Annotated in this window: 14 protein-coding genes; 9 read left to right on the top strand and 5 right to left on the bottom strand. The window is 72.9% G+C overall.

Annotation, left to right across the window (positions count from 1 at the left end):
- Positions 1-65 precede the first annotated feature (65 nt).
- From ACZ4XD_RS23555 to ACZ4XD_RS23540, 4 genes are all read right to left on the bottom strand, one after another.
- Positions 66-1,076 carry an ABC transporter substrate-binding protein gene (locus tag ACZ4XD_RS23555; protein WP_468045033.1) on the bottom strand — a complete coding sequence of 337 codons (1,011 nt, stop codon included), beginning with the start codon at positions 1,074-1,076 and terminating at the stop codon, positions 66-68.
- Positions 1,077-1,140: 64 nt separating this feature from the next.
- Entirely contained in the window at positions 1,141-1,953 is an 813-nt protein-coding gene (locus tag ACZ4XD_RS23550) for an ABC transporter ATP-binding protein (protein ID WP_468045031.1), read from the bottom strand.
- Complete coding sequence (locus ACZ4XD_RS23545; RefSeq protein ID WP_468045029.1) at positions 1,950-3,020, bottom strand: FecCD family ABC transporter permease; 1,071 nt, start codon at positions 3,018-3,020, stop codon at positions 1,950-1,952. The genes ACZ4XD_RS23550 and ACZ4XD_RS23545 overlap by 4 nt, the downstream gene beginning before the upstream one ends.
- Positions 3,017-4,027 (bottom strand): FecCD family ABC transporter permease, encoded by a 1,011-nt coding sequence (locus tag ACZ4XD_RS23540; RefSeq protein ID WP_468045027.1) that lies wholly within the window; start codon positions 4,025-4,027, stop codon positions 3,017-3,019. The genes ACZ4XD_RS23545 and ACZ4XD_RS23540 overlap by 4 nt, the downstream gene beginning before the upstream one ends.
- Before the next feature lie 335 nt (positions 4,028-4,362).
- On the opposite strand from ACZ4XD_RS23540, the gene ACZ4XD_RS23535 reads away from it, so the two are divergent.
- From ACZ4XD_RS23535 to ACZ4XD_RS23510, 6 genes are all read left to right on the top strand, one after another.
- Entirely contained in the window at positions 4,363-5,511 is a 1,149-nt protein-coding gene (locus tag ACZ4XD_RS23535) for an FAD-dependent oxidoreductase (protein ID WP_468045025.1), read from the top strand.
- Positions 5,512-5,680: 169 nt separating this feature from the next.
- Positions 5,681-6,445, top strand: coding sequence for a VOC family protein (locus ACZ4XD_RS23530; protein WP_468045023.1), 765 nt, complete (start codon positions 5,681-5,683; stop codon positions 6,443-6,445).
- A 176-nt stretch (positions 6,446-6,621) separates the two neighbouring features.
- Positions 6,622-7,041, top strand: a complete 420-nt coding sequence (locus ACZ4XD_RS23525) for an SH3 domain-containing protein (protein WP_468045021.1) — start codon at positions 6,622-6,624, stop codon at positions 7,039-7,041.
- Between the two features lie 213 nt (positions 7,042-7,254).
- The gene (locus ACZ4XD_RS23520; protein WP_468045019.1) at positions 7,255-8,469 is read left to right on the top strand and encodes an acyl-CoA dehydrogenase family protein; all 1,215 of its coding nucleotides are present in this window, start codon (positions 7,255-7,257) and stop codon (positions 8,467-8,469) included.
- Positions 8,470-8,488: 19 nt separating this feature from the next.
- Positions 8,489-9,406: an oxygenase MpaB family protein gene (locus ACZ4XD_RS23515; protein ID WP_468045147.1), complete on the top strand. Its 918-nt coding sequence runs from the start codon at positions 8,489-8,491 to the stop codon at positions 9,404-9,406.
- Between the two features lie 34 nt (positions 9,407-9,440).
- Complete coding sequence (locus tag ACZ4XD_RS23510; RefSeq protein ID WP_468045145.1) at positions 9,441-11,606, top strand: serine/threonine-protein kinase; 2,166 nt, start codon at positions 9,441-9,443, stop codon at positions 11,604-11,606.
- Here the strand turns inward: ACZ4XD_RS23510 and ACZ4XD_RS23505 are convergent.
- Complete coding sequence (locus ACZ4XD_RS23505) at positions 11,593-12,900, bottom strand: glycoside hydrolase family 27 protein (RefSeq protein WP_468045017.1); 1,308 nt, start codon at positions 12,898-12,900, stop codon at positions 11,593-11,595. The genes ACZ4XD_RS23510 and ACZ4XD_RS23505 overlap by 14 nt on opposite strands.
- 180 nt (positions 12,901-13,080) lie before the next feature.
- On the opposite strand from ACZ4XD_RS23505, the gene ACZ4XD_RS23500 reads away from it, so the two are divergent.
- The 3 genes from ACZ4XD_RS23500 (at position 13,081) to ACZ4XD_RS23490 (ending at position 17,440) form a co-directional block, all read left to right on the top strand.
- A complete protein-coding gene (locus tag ACZ4XD_RS23500; protein ID WP_468045015.1) occupies positions 13,081-14,655 on the top strand; it encodes a phytoene desaturase family protein in 1,575 nt (524 codons plus the stop codon).
- A gap of 83 nt (positions 14,656-14,738) precedes the next feature.
- Positions 14,739-15,842, top strand: a complete 1,104-nt coding sequence (locus ACZ4XD_RS23495; protein ID WP_468045013.1) for an NAD(P)H-dependent flavin oxidoreductase — start codon at positions 14,739-14,741, stop codon at positions 15,840-15,842.
- 41 nt (positions 15,843-15,883) lie between these two features.
- Complete coding sequence (locus ACZ4XD_RS23490; protein ID WP_468045011.1) at positions 15,884-17,440, top strand: acyl-CoA synthetase; 1,557 nt, start codon at positions 15,884-15,886, stop codon at positions 17,438-17,440.
- The last annotated feature ends 61 nt before the right edge of the window (positions 17,441-17,501 follow it).

Below are 17,501 nucleotides of genomic sequence, written 5' to 3'. Positions count from 1 at the left end.
GGTGCGGGGGAACTGGGCGGGGGCGGGCCGGGGGACGGCGGCCCACCCCCGGGTGGACCGTCGGTTCAGCCCTTGGGCAGCGGCACGCCGGCGGCCTTCGCCACATCGGCGAGCATGTGCTCGGCCGCCTGGATGCCGATGCCGGACATCCAGGTCTCGTCCGGCACGTTGAAGACCTTGTCGTCCTTGACGGCCTTCAGGTCCTTCCAGACCGGGTTGGACGTGACGTCCTTCTGCTGGGTCTTGTCCGGGTCGTCCGCGACGGTCACGAACACCATGTCGGCGTCGGCCTTGTCGATCTGCTCCGGGCTGACGTCGAGCATCGTCTTGATGGGGTCGGTGGAGCTCTGCGACTTCGGCCGGGCCAGGCCGATGTCATTGAGGACCACGCCGCTGTAGGAGGACTTCTGGTAGAGGCGGGTCGGGCCGGCGACGAAGCGGACCACGGAGGCCGACGGCATCTTGCCGTCGTTCTTCTTCTTGATCGCCTCGCCCAGCGCCTTGGCGCGGCTCTCGTACGCCTTCAGCTTCTGGTCGGCTTCCTTCTCCAGCCCCAGCGCCTTGGCGTGGACCTTCAGATTGGCCTTCCAGGGGCCGCCGGTGGTCTCGGTGAAGACGGTCGGCGCGATGGCCTTGAGCTTGTCGTAGATCTTCTCGTGCCGGACCTTGGAGGACAGGATCAGATCGGGCTTCAGCATCGCGATCTTCTCAAGGTTCGGCTCCAGCAGCGGACCGACGTCCTTGACCCCGCCGATCTCGTCCTTGAGGTACTTGGGGAAGCCGCCCTCGGTCTTCATGTGCGGGGAGACCGCGCCGACGGGCTTGACGCCGAGGGTGGTGACGTCGTCCAGCTCACCGGTGTCCAGGACGACCACGCGCTTGGGCTTGGCCGGGATCTTCACGTCGCCGCCCTGGAAGCTCTTGACGGTGCGCGGGAAGCCGGCACCGCCCTTCGCCGCGTCGTCGCCCTCCTTGGACGCCCCGCCGCCGCAGGCGGTCAGGGTCGCGGCGCCGACGGTGGCGGCGAGCAGGACGGCCGGCAGCCGGCGGCCGGTAACAGCAGTTCTCATGAGCATGAGGGTTCGACTTCCTTCAGGGGGAGCGGAAAGGAAAGTGCTCGTGGGGGAGAGCGGGTTCGGGTCAGGCGGTGACGGCGGTGTGCCGTTTCGCGCTGCCCTTGGGGACGACCAGCGGGGTGCCGGTCTCGGGGTCGGGGATCACCCGGCAGTCCACGTCGAACACGGACTTCACCAGCTCCGCGTCGAGTACGTCCGCCGGGGCACCGGCCGCCGCCAGCTGCCCGTCCTTGAGGACCACGAGATGATCCGCGTAACGGGCGGCCTGTCCGAGGTCGTGCAGCACCATCACCACGGTGCGGCCCGCCTCGGAGTGCAGTGCGGCGACCAGGTCGAGGACATCGAGCTGGTGCCGCAGGTCCAGGAAGGTGGTGGGCTCGTCGAGCAGCAGCAGATCGGTGTCCTGGGCCAGTGCGAGCGCGATCCAGGCGCGCTGCCGCTGGCCGCCGGACAGCTGGTCGACGGGCTGGTGGCGCAGCTCCTCGGTGCCGGTGCGCCGCAGCGCCTCCTCCACCGCGTTCTGGTCCGCCGTCGACCACGCGCTCAGCAGCCGCTGGTGCGGGTAGCGGCCGAGCCGTACCAGCGCCTCGACGGTGATCGCGTCCGGGGTGACCGGCTGCTGCGGCAGCAGCCCCATCCGCAGGGCCAGCGCACGGGCCGGCATCCGGTGGATGTCGGCGCCGTCCAGCGCGACGGTGCCGGCGGCCGGCGGCAGCAGCCGGGTCAGGCCGCGCAACAGGGTCGACTTCCCACAGGCGTTGGGGCCGACGACGGCGGTGACGGCGCCGCCGGGCAGCACCAGGTCGAGGCCGCCGACGATCAGCCGGTCGCCGTAGCGCAGGTCGAGTCCGTGGGTGGAGAGCTGGTTGGCGGTCATCGGACACTCCTGTTCACGGAACTGCTCTGACGGATCATCAGCACCAGCAGCCAGGGCGCGCCCAGAGTGGCGGTGACCACTCCGACCGGCAGGCCGCCGACGGGCAGCAGATACTGCGCCACCAGATCGGAGGTGAGCAGCAGTACGGCACCGGCGAGGGCGGACAGCGCCAGCGTCCCGGCGGTCGGCGGCCCGGCGAGGAACCGCACCATGTGCGGCACGGCCAGCGCCACGAAGGCGACCGGTCCGGTCAGCGCGGCGGCCAGCGAGGCCAGCACGATGGCGATGACCAGGATCTGAAGCCGGGCGGTGTGGGTGTTCAGGCCGAGCGTGCCGGCCGAGTCGTCGCCCAGGTCGAGGACGGCGAGCCGGCGGTGCAGGACGAAGGCGAGGGCGAGTCCCACGGCCACCGCCCCGCCCGCGGACCACACCTCGGTCCAGGTCCGCCCGTACACCGAGCCCGTGGTCCATTGCAGGGCCGAACCGGCCAGCTCGGTGGGGAAGGTGACGACCATGAAGCTCACCGCGGCGGACAGGCCGGCCTGTACGGCGAGCCCGACCAGCACCAGGCGCGTCACGCCGGTACCGGAGCGCCCGCCGAACACTCCCAGCAGCACCGCGGCCAGCAGCCCGCCGCCGAGCGCGGCCAGCGGCATCAGCGCCTGCGAGGCCCCGGCGGCCAGCATCGCCACCGCGCCGAACGAGGCCCCGCCGGTCACCCCCATCACATCGGGGGAGGCGAGCGGATTGCGGAACAGCCGCTGCAACAGCGCACCGCCCACGGCCAGTCCCGCGCCCGCGACGATCGCCGCGACCATCCGCGGGGCCCGGAATTCCTGCACGATCAGCACCGTGCCGGCGTCTGCGGCACCGAACAGCCCCTTGACCGCCTCGACGGGCGGCAGCGGCATCTCACCATTGGCCACGGACACCGTCACCAGCGCGCAGAGCACCACCAGACCGGCGAGCGCGAGCAGCGGGGTCCGGCCGCGTCCGGGCCGGCGTCCGGCGGCCGGGGCCGGCGACGGGGAGCCGAGCGGCTTCGCGCTCCGTACGACGTCGTTCATCGGGCCACCTTCCGGGCCAGCAGCGCCAGCAGCGGCGCGCCGAGGAACGCGCTGATGATGCCGACCTGAAGCTCGGACGGCCGGATGACGAGCCGTCCGAGGATGTCGGCGGTGAGCAGCAGCAGCGGGCCGGCGATCAGGCAGCCGGGCACCAGCACGCGGTGGTCGGAGGTGCGCAGCAGCTGGCGGACCAGATGCGGTGCGGCCAGCCCGATGAAGGCCAGCGGACCGGCCACGGCCACCGCGGACCCGGCGAGCAGCACGACGGCCAGGCCGCCGACGGTGCGGATCCGCGCCACCGGCACGCCCAGCGCCTGCGCCGAATCGTCGCCCAGCGCCAGGGCGTTGAGGGCAGGGGTGAGGGCCAGCGCGACGACCAGCCCGATCGCCAGGGCCGGCAGCACCGGGTAGAGCACCGACAGCGGGCGCTCGGCCAGCGAACCGGCCAGCCAGAACCGGGCCTCGTCCAGCGACCGCTTGCTGGCCAGCATGACCGTCGACGTCCAGGACAGCAGCACGAGTTGCAGCACGGTGCCGCCCAGCGCGAGGCGTACCGGGTCGAGGTCACCGGCGCGCCGGGCCAGTGCCTGGGCGAACAGCGCGGCGGCCGCGGCGCCCGCGAACGCGAACCAGAGGTACTGCACGGGGCGGGTCAGATGGAGTGCGTAGATCGCGGTGACCACCGCGAAGCCCGCGCCCGCGTTGATGCCGAGCGTGGTCGGGGAGGCGAGCGGATTGCGGGTGATGCCCTGGACGACCGCTCCGGCGACCCCGAGGGCGGCGCCGACCGCGAGCGCCACCACGGTCCGCGGTATCCGAAGCCCCGTCACCACCAGGGCGTCCGGCCCGTGGGCGGCGCCGGTCAGCGCGTCCCAGACGGTGGACAGCGGTACGGAGCGGGCGCCGAGGGCAAGGCTCAGGGCGGCACAGACCGTCAGCGCACCGAGCCCGGCCACGAACAGCGGGACACGCCGCAGGACCTTCGCGGCGGAACGCGCATCGGGCACGGGGGGTGCGGTGGCAGGAGGTTTGGTCGTCGACACGCGTCGTTACATTAGGTTAGGCATACCTAATACTGCAAGCGCCCGGTCGGTAAACGGTCAACTATCCCTTTTGTCGGGCGACCGCCGTCCGCTGCGGCGCTCAGCGCTCCGACCTGGGCCGTTCTACCCCTCCCTGCCGCCATCCACGCCGCCCGACCGTTCCCCTCCTCGATGAGGACGCGTCAGGAGCCGAGGACGCCTCCGGGTTGATGCACCCCCAAGCGCCTCCATTGCAGGGGCGGAGGCACCGTGTTTTTCTGGTGAGGGGATCTTGTGGTTCCGCCCGGCCGAGGAGCGCCATGCACCCCACCACTCCGCGCATCGCGATCATCGGTGCCGGACCCGGCGGTCTGACCTGTGCCCGGGTGCTCCAGCACAGCGGCGTACCGGTCACCGTCTTCGCCCATGAGGCCCCGGCCGCCGCCGATCCGCAAGGCGGCGCCCTGGAACTGCGGATGACGACCGCTCGGACCGCGCTGCGGGCGGCCGGACTGTACGAGGAGTTCACCGCCGTCGCCCGCCCCGCCGGACCGGAGCTCCGGCTGCTCGACCACACCGCGACCGTGCTCCTCCAGGACGCCCCCGCCCCCGGCGGGCCCGACCGCACCGAGGTCGACCGGGCCGCCCTGCGCCGTCTGCTGCTGGCCTCCCTCGCCGCCGGGACCGTGCACTGGGGCAGCTATCTGCGCACCCTGCACCCGCTCGGCGACGGCCGCCACAAGGCCGAGTTCGACGACGGGCACACCGAGACCTTCGACCTGGTCATCGGCGCCGACGGAGCCTGGTCCCGGGTGCGGCCGATGCTCTCCGACGACACCCCCCACTACTCCGGTGTCACCTTCGTCGAGACCGGGATCGAGGACGCCGACGGCCGCCACCCCGACCTCGCCCGTCTCGTCGGCGACGGCGGCATGCTGGCGCTGTCCGCCGGCAAGGGGCTGCTCGCCCGGCGGCACGGCCGGGGCCGCCTCCTGGTGTACGCCGGGTTCCGCGGCTCCCAGGACTGGGCACTGTCGGCCGGTGTGCGGATCACGGACACCGAGGCCGTGCGCGCCGTACTGCTCGACGGGTTCGCCGGATGGGACGACCGGCTGCTGGCGCTGCTGCGGGACAGCGACGGCGGGTTCGTCAACCGTCCGCTGTTCGCGCTGCCGGTGCCGCACGCCTGGACCCACACCCCGGGCCTGACCCTGCTCGGTGACGCCGCGCATCTGATGACCCCGTTCGCCGGCGGGGGCGCCGGCCTCGCCATGCTCGACGGCTGCGAACTCGCCCGCGCGCTGGCCGAGGACAGTGACCCGGACGCGGCGGTACGCGCCTACGAATCCGCCCTGCTGCCCCGCGCCGCGCAGGCCGCCGACCACGCCGCCCGCGCCCTGGCCCACGCCTTCGCCCCCGACGCCCCGGACAGCGCGCTGCGCTTTCTGCGCGCCGGACGCGAACCGTGAGGGCGGCGGGACTGCCGCCGCGCCACGGCCGGCGCCACGGCCGCCCTCCGGTTGCGGCCCCGCCGTGCCCATCGGACGATCGGCAGCGTACGGAGACCGGATCCGCGGCGAACGGGCACGAGTGCGGCACCGCCCGGCCATCGCCCGGCGCGGAGGGACGGAACACACCGTGAAGATGACTGAGCCCACGCCCGGCGCGCCCTGCTGGGTGGAGCTGGGCACCTCGGACGTGGCTGCCGCCAAGGTGTACTACCGCGAGGTCTTCGGCTGGTGCGCCGAGACCGATCCGCGCCCGGAGGCGGGCGGCTACACCACGCTGTATCTGGGCGAGGCCCCCGTCGCCGCACTGACCCCGCTCCACGTCCCCGGCCAGCCGACCGCCTGGACCGTCTCGTTCGCGGTCCCGGACGCCGATGCGCTGTCCGCGGCGGTCACCGGGGCGGGCGGCCGGCTGCTGAGCGGGCCGATGGACGTCTTCGACGCGGGCCGCTTCGCCGTACTGGCCGACCCGGAGGGCGCCGTCTTCTCGGTGTGGCAGGCCCGTTCGTTCGCCGGTGCCGCGGTGTTCAACGTGCCGGGCTCCCTCGGCTGGGTCGAGCTGGCCACCCGGGACGCCGCGGCCGCCAAGGCGTTCTACACGACGGTCTTCGGCTGGACCGTGGGCACCCACGAGGACTATCCGCAGTGGGGCGTCGACGGCGCCGACTTCGGTGGCCTGAGCGCGCTGGACGAGTTCTACCCGGAGGACATCAGGGCGCACTGGCTCCCGTACTTCGCGGTGGCGGACGTCGAGGGGACGGCCGCCCGGGCCGCCGAGTCCGGCGGGATGCTGCTGGTGCCCCCGACGGAGGTCCCGCACGGGCCGAAGGTCGCGGTGATCCGGGATCCGCAGGGGGCCTCGTTCGGCATTCACCGCGTCGGCACCGAGGGCTGACGCCCGGTCTCCCCGGTGCGTGCGCCGGGCGGCGACGGCCCGTGAGCCGGGCGCACGCGCAGCGTCACACGATCGGCGGCCTGTTCGTCGTTGCACCACATTCCCCTGGTGGTTTGCGCGTAATGTCCACCTCCCACCAGTGGGTGGCATCGCGCGTCAAGAACAGGAGACCCCCTATGTCCACGACCGACCTCCGCGTGGCCCGAGGCAGGCGGCTCGTCGCCGGCACGGGCGCACTGGCCACCGCCGTCGCCCTCGGCGCGACGCTGTTCGCCGCGGCCCCGGCGCAGGCGACGCCCGGCCCCCCGAAGCCCTACGGCGTGGTCATCGCCAAGGCGGGTCTGAGCGAGCGTCAGTACCCCAGCACGGACTCGTCGGTACGGGGCTACCTCCGCCACCGCGCACACGTCGGCCTGGTGTGCAAGGTGCGCACCCAGAGTGTGGGCGGCAACTCCGTCTGGTACCTGACCCGCGAGGAGCGGGCGACCTGGGTCTCGGCGAAGTACGTGACCAACAGCGGCCGCGTCAAGTTCTGCAAGGACGTCCACCGCACCCGGGTGCAGCCGAAGCGCCCGGCGAAGCACGTCGTGGGCTGATGGAGCCCCGGGGAGGCCCGGTCCGGTGCCACAGCGGTACCGGACCGGGCCTTCGTGTGTGTGCGGCAGCGGCGCGGCCCGCCGCCCGCCCGCTCCGCGCCCTTCCGTATTACTGGAACAAGTTCTACTGTGCCTCCGATCCGGCAGCCGACGGCCCGTCAGCTTCACGGGCCCCTCGGACCGGACGACCGGACCGGACGAACTGGAGGGGCCGTGCACCTCGAATACACCCCCGAACAGCAACAGTTGCGCGCCGAGCTGCGTACGTACTTCGCCGCGCTGGTGCCGGACAACACCTACGGCCGGGACCCCGGGGGCACCAGAGGTGATCTCGCCGACCCCGCCGCCCAGAAGCGCTTCTACCGCGAGACGGTGCGCCGGCTGGGCGCCGACGGCTGGCTCGGCGTCGGCTGGCCCAAGGAGTTCGGCGGCCGCGGCCTGTCCCCGATGGAACAATTCATCTTCTTCGACGAGGCCGCCCAGGCCGGGGTGCCGCTGCCGCTGATGGCGCTGAACACCGTCGGCCCGACGATCATGCAGTTCGGCACCGACGAGCAGAAGTCCTACTTCCTGCCCAGGATTCTCTCCGGCGAGATCGACTTCGCCATCGGCTACAGCGAACCGGACGCCGGCACCGACCTCGCCGCCCTCAAGACCCGCGCCATACGGGAGGGCGACGAGGAGACCGGCCACTACGTCGTCAACGGGCAGAAGATCTGGACGACCAACGGGGACACCGCGGAGTGGGTGTGGCTCGCGGTGCGCACCGATCCGGCCGCCCCGCCCCACAAGGGCATCACCATGCTCCTCGTCCCCACCAGCGACCCCGGCTACTCCTGCACCCTGATCAACACCCTCGCCTCGCACGACACCACCGCCAGCTACTACGAGAACATCACCGTCCCGGCCGCCCGCCGCGTCGGCCAGGAGAACAAGGGCTGGCGGATCATCACCAACCAGCTCAACCACGAGCGGGTCACCCTCGCCGCCCACGGCACCATGGCTATCCGCGCCCTGCACAACGTCCAGCGCTGGGCCGCCGACACCAAGCTCTCCGACGGCCGCCGGGTCATCGACCTGGGCTGGGTACGCGGCCGGCTGGCCCGTACCCACACCAGACTGGATGCCATGAAGCTGCTGAACTGGCAGATGGTCGACGCCCTCCAGCACGGCACGCTCACCCCGCAGGACGCCTCCGCGGTCAAGGTCTACGGCTCCGAGGCCAGACGGGACGCCTACGCCTGGCTCATGGAGGTCGTCGCCGCCGCGGGCCCGCTCAAGGAAGGCTCGGCCGGCGCCGTCCTGCACGGCGAACTCGAACGCGGCTACCGCTCCGCCGTCATCTTCACCTTCGGCGGCGGCAACAATGAGATCCAGCGCGAGATCATCTCGTGGATCGGCCTGGGAATGCCGCGGGTACGGCGCTGAACCGGCAGCAGGAGGTGTGGTGCACACAGATGACCCGGGGCTCTTCGGGCCCCGTTCCGTGACCTGGCAGCTGCATGCGGATCCGATGATGTGGATCGCGGGCATCCGGGCGCTGTACCTCCAGGCGCTGCACCCGAGGGCGGTGCGCGGGGTGTTCCAGAACTCCGCGGCGTTCCGGATGAGCGGGCAGGGGAGACGGGACGCCTGGGGGCGGCTGATGCGGACCGCGAACTTCGTCGGCACCCTCACCTACGGCACCACCGAGGCCGCCGAACGGGCCGGCGCCGCGGTCCGTGGCCTCCACCGCCGGCTGTCCGCCACCGATCCGGACACCGGTGAGCGCTACGGCGTCGACGAACCGGACCTGCTGCTGTGGGTGCACTGCGCCGAGGTGGACTCCTACCTGGACGTACTGCGCCGCTCCGGCTACCCGGTAGGCGACGCCCAGGCCGACGCCTACCTCGACGAGCAGCGCGAGAGCGCCCGGCTCGTCGGCCTCGACCCGGCCGGGGTGCCCGGCAGCCGGGCCGCGCTCGCCGCCTACTTCGCCCGCGTACGGCCCGAGTTGGCGCTGACCCCCGAGGCCCGCGAGGTGGACGGCTTCCTGCGCCGGCCACCGACCCCGGCCGCGCTCGTCCCGGCCCGCGCCCTGCTCTGGCGGCAGGTGGCACAGCTCGCCTACGGCGCACTCCCCGCGTACGCACACCAGCTCTACGGGCGTCCCGTGCGCCCGGCCGCCGTCACCCGCCGGCTGCGCGCCACCGGCCGCCTCCTTCGCGCCGTTCCGCCCACGGTCCGCTGGCAGCTCCCGCCCCGGCACATCCTGCGCGCCGTCGCGCGGCTCGGCCCCGACAGCCGCCCAGCGCCCTACAAGCTCCGCCGATCCGCCGCCATACTGGACGGGCAGGAGGGCGCGCAGGGGGAGCTGCGCGGCTGACCGGGGGAAACGGGGACGGGGGCGGCGATTCATGGTGGCGGAGAACAGACTGATTCAACGGCGGTACCGGCTGCTCGACACCATCGGGCGCGGTGGGATGGGGGAGGTGTGGCGGGCCCGCGACGAGTCGCTGGGCCGGCAGGTCGCGGTCAAATGCCTCAAGCCGTTGGGGCCGCGGCACGAACCCTCCTTTCTCCAGGTCCTGCGCGAACGTTTCCGCCGTGAGGCCCGGGTCGCGGCCGCGCTCCAGCACCGCGGGGTCACCGTCGTCCATGACTTCGGCGAGGACGACGGCACCCTCTTCATCGTGATGGAGCTGCTCAGCGGCCGAAACCTCAGCCAGCTGCTGGACGACAACCGCCGGCAGCCGCTGCCCGTACCGGACGTCATCGAGATCGCAGAACAGGTCACCGCGGCGCTGGCCTACACCCATGAACAGGCCATCGTGCACCGCGATCTGAAGCCGGCGAACATCGTCCGGACCGCCGACGGCACGGTCAAGATCTGCGACTTCGGCATCGCCCGGCTCGGTCATGACATCGGCTTCACCGCCCGCCTCACCGGCACCGGTATCGCCATGGGCAGCCCGCACTACATGTCGCCCGAACAGATCGGTGCGCACGGTGTCGACCACCGCAGCGATCTCTACTCGCTGGGCTGTGTGCTCTACGAGATCGCCACCGGCGTGCCGCCGTTCGACCTGGGGGACGCCTGGGCGGTGCTCGTCGGGCACCGCGACCTGGCGCCGAAGCCGCCCCGTACGCTCCGCCCCGACCTGCCCGAGCCCTACGAGCGGATCATGCTCGAACTCCTCGCCAAGGACCCCGACGACCGGCCCCGGGACGCCGACGAGCTGGGCAAACGCCTCGCCGATGCCCGCCATCCGCACCCCGGCGGGGTCACCGTGACCGCCGGTTTCGCGGACCTGACGGTCCCCGCCCCGCCGCTGCCCTTCTGGACCCGGGGGATGACGCTCGGCTTCCCGGTGGACGCCACCCGGCGGCCGCGGCGGTACCCCGCCGACGGCACCGGCACGGTCCTCACCGGCACCTGGACCGGCGGCACCGACCCGGTGGACGGCGGCGCGTCCCCGGCCGCCGGCATCGCCAGCCCGGCACCGCCGGACGACCGCCGCGCCGCCCTCGCCGAACTCGCCGGACGGCACACCGCCGCGCTGAACCTCGGCCGGCTGGGCCGCTGGGAGGAGGCCGGCGAGGCGCACCGCGCGCTCGCCGCGGCACGCGAGCGGCTCCTCGGCGCCGACCACCCCGACACCCTCACCAGCCGCCTGGAAGCCGGCCATGCGCTGGGCCGCCTCGGCCGGCACTTCGAGGCGCACCAGATCTACGCCGAGGTCCTCGCGGGCCACGAGCGCGTGCTGGGCCCGGACCATCCCGACGCGCTGAGCTGCCGCCACCACGTCGCCCGCAACCTCGGCCGGCTGGGACGGCTGGAGGACTGCCGGGCGATGGCCCAGGAGGTGGCCGCGGCCCGCGCCCGGGTGCTCGGCGCCCAGCACCCCGACACCCTCACCACGTACTGCGAACTCGCCTACGTCCTGGGCAAGTTGGGCCGGTGGGCCGAAGCGCTGCAGATCTACCAGGAGGTCGCGGTGGCGCGCACCGCCACGCTCGGACCCGACCACGACGACACCCTCGCCGCCCGTTACGAGGTCGGTATCGGCCTCGGCCGGCTCGGCCGCGGCGCGGACGCCCTGGCGCTCTACCGCGACCTGGTCGTGGACCGTACCCGCGCCCAGGGCGCCGACGACCCGGAGACGCTGCGTGCCCGGCACGGTCTCGGTGTCAGCCTCGGCCGGCAGAACCGCTGGCAGGAGGCGCTGGTGGAGGCCCGTGAGGTGGCCGCGGCCCGCGCGCGGGTGCTCGGTCCCGAGCACCCCGACACCCTGGTCAGCCGCCGGGAGACCGCGGTGGCGCTGGGCTGGCTCGGCCGCTGGAGCGAGGCGCTGGACGTCTACCGCCAGGTCGCCGACGCCCGCGAACGGGTCCTGGGTGCCGCCCATCTCGACGCGCTGGCCAGCCAGGGCGACCTCGCCCAGTGCCTGGAGCAACTGGGCCGCACGGAGGAGGCGGCGGCGCTCCGGCGCCGGGTCGCGGCGCTGCACGAGGAGCGCGCCGTACGCCGCGGACGGAAGCGGGACGGCACCCGGTCCGCCGGTCCCCGGGTCAGTTCGGGCTGACCCGGTAGAGCACGGTGCCGTGCGGCGGCACCTCCCGCGCCACGATGTCCTTGCCGCTGTGCGTACGGCGGCCGGTGACCAGGTCGTGCAGCCGGTAGGAGTCCGCCTCCGCCAGCCCGGCCGCGCGGGCCGTGACGGACAGCGTGCGCGGTGTGCTGCCGGAGTTGAACAGGGCGATCGCCCGGTCGCCGTTCTTCAGCGGCTTGGACAGCACCGCGAAATCGCCGTCCTGCGCGACCACGCGCCCCTGGACGCCGAGCGCGTCCTGGTCGACGGCGATGACCCGCTCGTTCCCGAGCACCTTGCGCGCCGCCGCGGGCAGACCGGACAGATCCGTACTGGAGATCAGCGGTGCGGCCATCATCGCCCACAGCGACATCTGGCTCTGCATCTCCTGGCGGGTCAGGCCCGCCGTCCCGGCCAGCAGAAAGTCCGGATCGTTCCAGCGTCCGGGCCGCTGGAAGGCGGCCAGGCGGGAGTTGTAGCGGAAGTTGTGGACGACGGAGGCCCACTTCGCGGCCGGTGTGCTCTTCTGGAGGGCGATGTCCCGGCCGCCCCGCCACAGATTGCCGACCTCGGACGACCAGCGGATGACCCGGTGCCAGACGCTGTCCCCGTCGAACTGGAAATAGGCCGGTGCCGACACGGAGAACGTCATCGGGCGGCCGGTCTCGCGCAGCGCACGGCTCAGCTGCCCGTACAGCTCCCGGAAGGTCGCCTCCTTGCCGCGTCCCGGCGTGACCGGCACATTGCAGCCGTCCGCCTTGACGTAGTCCACCTTCCAGCGCGCGAACTGCTCCGCGTCCTGCTGGAAATGCCCCAGGCTGCCCGGGAACTTCTCGCAGGTCAGCGTGCCGACATCGGTATAGATGCCGAACTTCAGCCCCATCTCGTGCAGCTGCTTGCCGAGGTGGGCCATGCCGTGCGGGAACTTCGCCGGGTCCGCCACCAGCCGGCCCCTGGCGTCGCGCTGTCTGCTCATCCAGCAGTCGTCGAGCGTGACGGTGCGGTAGCCCTTCCGGGCCAGTCCCGTACGGACCAGCGCCCGCGCGTTGTCGAGGACGACCTGCTCGTCGAGGTCGCACATGTAGTACGACCAGTTGTTCCAGCCCATCGGGGGGCGCGGGGCCAGATTCGGATAGGTCCCGGTGGCGCGCGAGGCGCCGGGGGCACGGGCCGGGTCGGGGGCGGCGGAGGCCGGTGCGGGGGCCGCGAGCAGCCCGGCCGAGCAGGCGGCGACGGCGGTCAGTCCGGCTAAGGAGCGGCCGATGCGGGGTACCGGCGGACGGGACACGGGTCACCTCACGGATGGGCGGTACGGCCCGCGGAGCGGACGGCGGGAGCGGTGCCGGGGCGGAGCACGGCCGGGACGCTAGGAGCAGCCCCCCGCCCGGTCAAGAAGCCGCACCGACCCGGGTGCAGGTTTCAGTCGCCTGCACCTGGCGACCGGGATCACCGCGTGCTACCAAGGGGCATGGCGGAACGGACTTCGTATGACGCGGTCATCGTCGGTGGCGGGCACAACGGACTGGTGGCCGCCGCCTATCTCGCACGCGCCGGGCGCAGCGTGCTGGTGCTGGAGCGGCTGGACCACACGGGTGGCGCGGCCGTGTCGACCCGGGCGTTCGCCGGGACCGACGCCCGGCTGTCCCGCTACTCCTACCTCGTCAGCCTGCTGCCGCCGAAGATCGTGCAGGACCTCGGGCTGCGGTTCGCGGTCCGCAAGCGCACCATCTCCTCCTACACCCCCACCGTGCGCGACGGCCGCCCGACCGGGCTCCTGGTCGGCGGCGGGGACGCCCGGACCCGTACCGCGTTCGCCGAACTCACCGGCTCCGACCGTGAGTTCACTGCCTGGCAGGACTTCTACGGCCGCACCCGGCGGCTGGCCGAACGGGTCTTCCCGACCCTGACCGAACCGCTCCCCTCCCGCGACGCGCTGCGCGCCCGTATCGACGACGACGCCCTCTGGCACGCGCTGTTCGAACGCCCCCTGGGCGAGCTGGTCGAGGAGACCTTCACCGATGACCTGGTCCGCGGGGTGGTGCTCACCGACGCCCTGATCGGCACCTTCGCCACCGCCCACGACCCGTCGCTGCGCCAGAACCGCTGCTTCCTCTACCACGTCATCGGCGGCGGCACCGGCGACTGGGACGTCCCCATCGGCGGGATGGGCGCCCTCACCGACGCGCTGGCCGATGCCGCCCGCGGGGCCGGGGCGGAGATCGTCACCGACTGCGAGGTGACCGGTATCGCGACGGACGGCCGGACCGCGGAGGTGACCTGCGACCAGGGCACCGTCGGCGCCCACCGGGTCCTCGTCAATGCCGCCCCGCGGGAGCTGGCCCGTCTCCTGGGCGAGGCGCCGCCGCCGCCCGCCGAGGGCGCCCAGCTCAAGGTCAATATGCTGCTCACCCGGCTGCCCCGGCTACGGGACACCCGGGTGGACCCACGGGAGGCGTTCTCCGGCACCTTCCACATCGCCGAGGGGTACCGCCAGCTGGAGGACGCCTACCAGCAGGCCGCGTCCGGCGGTCTGCCCGCCGCCCCGCCCTCCGAGATCTACTGCCACTCGCTCACCGACCCCTCCATCCTCGGCGCCGACCTGGTCCGCCAGGGCTACCAGACGCTCACCCTCTTCGGTCTGCACGCCCCCGCGCGCCTGTTCACCGCCGATACCGCCGACAACGCCGCCACCCGCGACCGCCTCCTGGCGGCCACCCTCGCCGAACTCGACACCCACCTCGCCGAGCCGCTCGCCGACTGTCTGGCCCAGGACGCCGACGGCCGCCCCTGCATCGAGGCCAGATCCCCCCTCGACCTGGACCGCGAACTGGGCCTGCCCGGCGGCAACATCTTCCACCGCGACCTGGCCTTCCCGTACGGGGAGCCGACGGACGACCCCGCCGGGGAGACCGCAGCGGCCCGCTGGGGCGTGGCGACCAGCCGCCCCACCGTCCTCCTGTGCGGCGCGGGCGCGCCACGCGGTGGGGGAGTGAGCGGCATCCCGGGGCACAACGCGGCGATGGCGGTGCTGGCGGAGGGGTGAGCGGCGGGCCCGGCGACCAGCTTTGCTGACGCTGCATCAGAAAATCTCTTCCCTCGTACGGCCCGCTGCGGCATCCTGCGCCCATGCAGACGGAGCTGAGCAACACGCTGGGAGCCGAGCACGCCGTCTTCGGGTTCACGCCCTTCCCCTCGGTCGCCGCGGCGATCACCCGCGCCGGCGGGTTCGGGGTGCTCGGGGCGGTCCGCTACACCGCGCCGGACGAACTGGCGCGGGACCTCGACTGGATGCAGCAGCACACCGACGGGCTGCCGTACGGGCTCGATGTGGTGATGCCCGCCAAGAAGGTGGCAGGCGTCAGCGAGGCCGAGGTCGAAGCGATGATCCCGGAGGAGCACCGCCGCTTCGTCGCCGAACTGCTGGAGAAACACCAGGTACCGCGGCTCGCGGAGGGCGAGGCGTCCGGCTGGCGGATCACCGGGTGGATGGAGCAGGTCGCCCGGACCCAGCTCGATGTGGCCTTCGACTATCCGATCAAGCTGCTGGCCAACGCCCTCGGTTCGCCGCCGGCCGATGTCGTGCAGCGCGCCCACGAGCACGGCATCCTGGTCGCCGCGCTGGCCGGCAGCCCCCGGCACGCCTTGCACCACAAGGCCGCCGGTATCGACATCGTCGTCGCCCAGGGGTACGAGGCGGGCGGGCACACCGGCGAGATCGCCACCATGGTGCTCACCCCGGAAGTCGTGGCCGCCGTCGACCCGCTGCCGGTGCTCGCCGCGGGCGGTATCGGCACCGGGGAGCAGATCGCCGCCGGGCTCGCCCTCGGCGCGCAGGGCGTCTGGCTGGGCTCCCTCTGGCTGACCACCGAGGAGGCGCAGCTGCACTCCCGGCGGCTGACCGCGAAACTGCTCGCCGCGGGCCCGGAGGACACCGTCCGCTCCCGCGCCCTGACCGGCAAACCCGCCCGTCAGCTGCGCACCGCGTGGACCGACGCCTGGGACGACCCGAGCGGCCCCGGCCCGCTCCCCATGCCGCTCCAGGGCCTGCTGGTCGCCGAGGCCAACTCCCGTATCCAGCGGCACGAGGTCGAGCCGCTGCTGGGCACCCCGGTCGGCCAGATCGTCGGCCGGATGAACAGCGAGCGCAGCGTACAGGCCGTCTTCGACGAGCTGACCCGCGGCTTCGAGCGGGCCATCGACCGGATCAACCGCATCGCCGGACGCGTATGACCCCGAGGCCCCACGCGTATGAACCCGAGGAGGACAGCGGAATGAGCAAGGACTCCCCACCCAACGGCTTCTGGGCGCAGGCCGCCGCCGACCCGGACCGTACGGTCCTGATCGCCCCGGACGGCGAGGAGTGGACCGCGGGCCGGCTGCACGCCGCGAGCAACCAGCTGGTCCACGGGCTGCGCGCGGCGGGCCTGGAGCGCGGCGACGCCTTCGCCGCGGTCCTCCCCAACGGCGTCGAGTTCCTCACCGCCTACCTGGCCGCGTCCCAGGCCGGGTTCTATCTCGTCCCCGTCAACCACCACCTGGTCGGCCCGGAGATCGCCTGGATCGTGGCCGACTCCGGGGCGAAGGTGCTGATCGCGCACGAGCGGTTCGCGCAGCCGGCCCGGCACGCCGCGAACGAGGCGGAGCTGCCCGCGTCCCAGAGCTATGCCGTGGGGGCGGTCGACGGCTTCCGGCCGTACGGCCAACTCCTCGACGGGCAACCGGAGTCCGCGCCCGCCGACCGCACCCTGGGCTGGGTCATGAACTACACCTCGGGCACCACCGGGCGCCCGCGCGGCATCCGCCGCCCGCTGCCCGGCACCCCGCCCGAGGACGCCTACCTCGGCGGCTTCCTGGGCATCTTCGGCATCAAGCCGTTCGACGACAACGTCCATCTGGTCTGCTCACCGCTCTACCACACGGCCGTGCTGCAATTCGCCGGTGCCTCACTCCACATCGGCCACCGCCTCGTCCTGATGGACAAGTGGACTCCGCAGCGCATGCTGGCCCTGATCGAATCCCAGCGCTGCACCCACACCCATATGGTGCCCACCCAGTTCCACCGGCTGCTCGCGCTGCCGCCGGAAACCCGTGCGGCGTACGACGTGAGCTCGATGCGCCATGCCATCCATGGCGCCGCGCCCTGCCCCGACCACGTCAAACGCGCGATGATCGAGTGGTGGGGCGACTGCGTCGAGGAGTACTACGCGGCGAGCGAGGGCGGCGGCGCCTTCGCGACCGCCGAGGACTGGCTGAAGAAGCCCGGGACCGTCGGCAGGGCCTGGCCGATCAGCGAGCTGGCCGTCTTCGACGACGACGGCAACCGGCTGCCCGCGGGCGAACTCGGCACCGTCTACCTGAAGATGACCACCGGCGGCTTCCGCTACCACAAGGACGAGGGCAAGACCCGCAAGAACCGGATCGGGGACTTCTTCACCGTCGGCGACCTCGGCTACCTCGACGAGGACGGGTATCTCTTCCTCCGGGACCGCAAGATCGACATGATCATCTCGGGCGGGGTGAACATCTACCCCGCCGAGATCGAATCCGCCCTGCTCAGCCACCCCGCGGTCGCCGACGCGGCCGCCTTCGGCATCCCGCACGACGACTGGGGCGAGGAGGTCAAGGCCGTCGTGGAACCCGCCGAGGGCCACCCGCCGTCGCCTGAACTGGCCGCGGAGATCCTGGACCACTGCGCACGGCACCTGGCCGGCTACAAGCGGCCCAAGTCCCTCGACTTCATCGCCGTCATGCCCCGCGACCCCAACGGCAAGCTCTACAAGCGCCGGCTGCGTGACCCGTACTGGGAGGGGAGGGAGCGCGCGCTGTAACCCGGCACGCCGCGAGCCCGCACGGCGGCCGGTCGCCTCTCCGGGCCGGCCGCCGTCACCA

Source organism: Streptomyces sp. NPDC029466 (genome assembly GCF_055574515.1).
The sequence above is the reverse complement of the archived record's forward strand: the minus strand, read 5'-3'. Positions and strand labels throughout refer to the sequence as shown.

Coding starts and splice junctions, on each gene's coding strand:
- ACZ4XD_RS23555 (WP_468045033.1), bottom strand. CDS start 1,076: ATGCTCATGAGAACTGCTGTTACCGGCCGCCGGCTGCCGGCCGTCCTG.
- ACZ4XD_RS23550 (WP_468045031.1), bottom strand. CDS start 1,953: ATGACCGCCAACCAGCTCTCCACCCACGGACTCGACCTGCGCTACGGC.
- ACZ4XD_RS23545 (WP_468045029.1), bottom strand. CDS start 3,020: ATGAACGACGTCGTACGGAGCGCGAAGCCGCTCGGCTCCCCGTCGCCG.
- ACZ4XD_RS23535 (WP_468045025.1), top strand. CDS start 4,363: ATGCACCCCACCACTCCGCGCATCGCGATCATCGGTGCCGGACCCGGC.
- ACZ4XD_RS23525 (WP_468045021.1), top strand. CDS start 6,622: ATGTCCACGACCGACCTCCGCGTGGCCCGAGGCAGGCGGCTCGTCGCC.
- ACZ4XD_RS23500 (WP_468045015.1), top strand. CDS start 13,081: ATGGCGGAACGGACTTCGTATGACGCGGTCATCGTCGGTGGCGGGCAC.
- ACZ4XD_RS23495 (WP_468045013.1), top strand. CDS start 14,739: ATGCAGACGGAGCTGAGCAACACGCTGGGAGCCGAGCACGCCGTCTTC.
- ACZ4XD_RS23490 (WP_468045011.1), top strand. CDS start 15,884: ATGAGCAAGGACTCCCCACCCAACGGCTTCTGGGCGCAGGCCGCCGCC.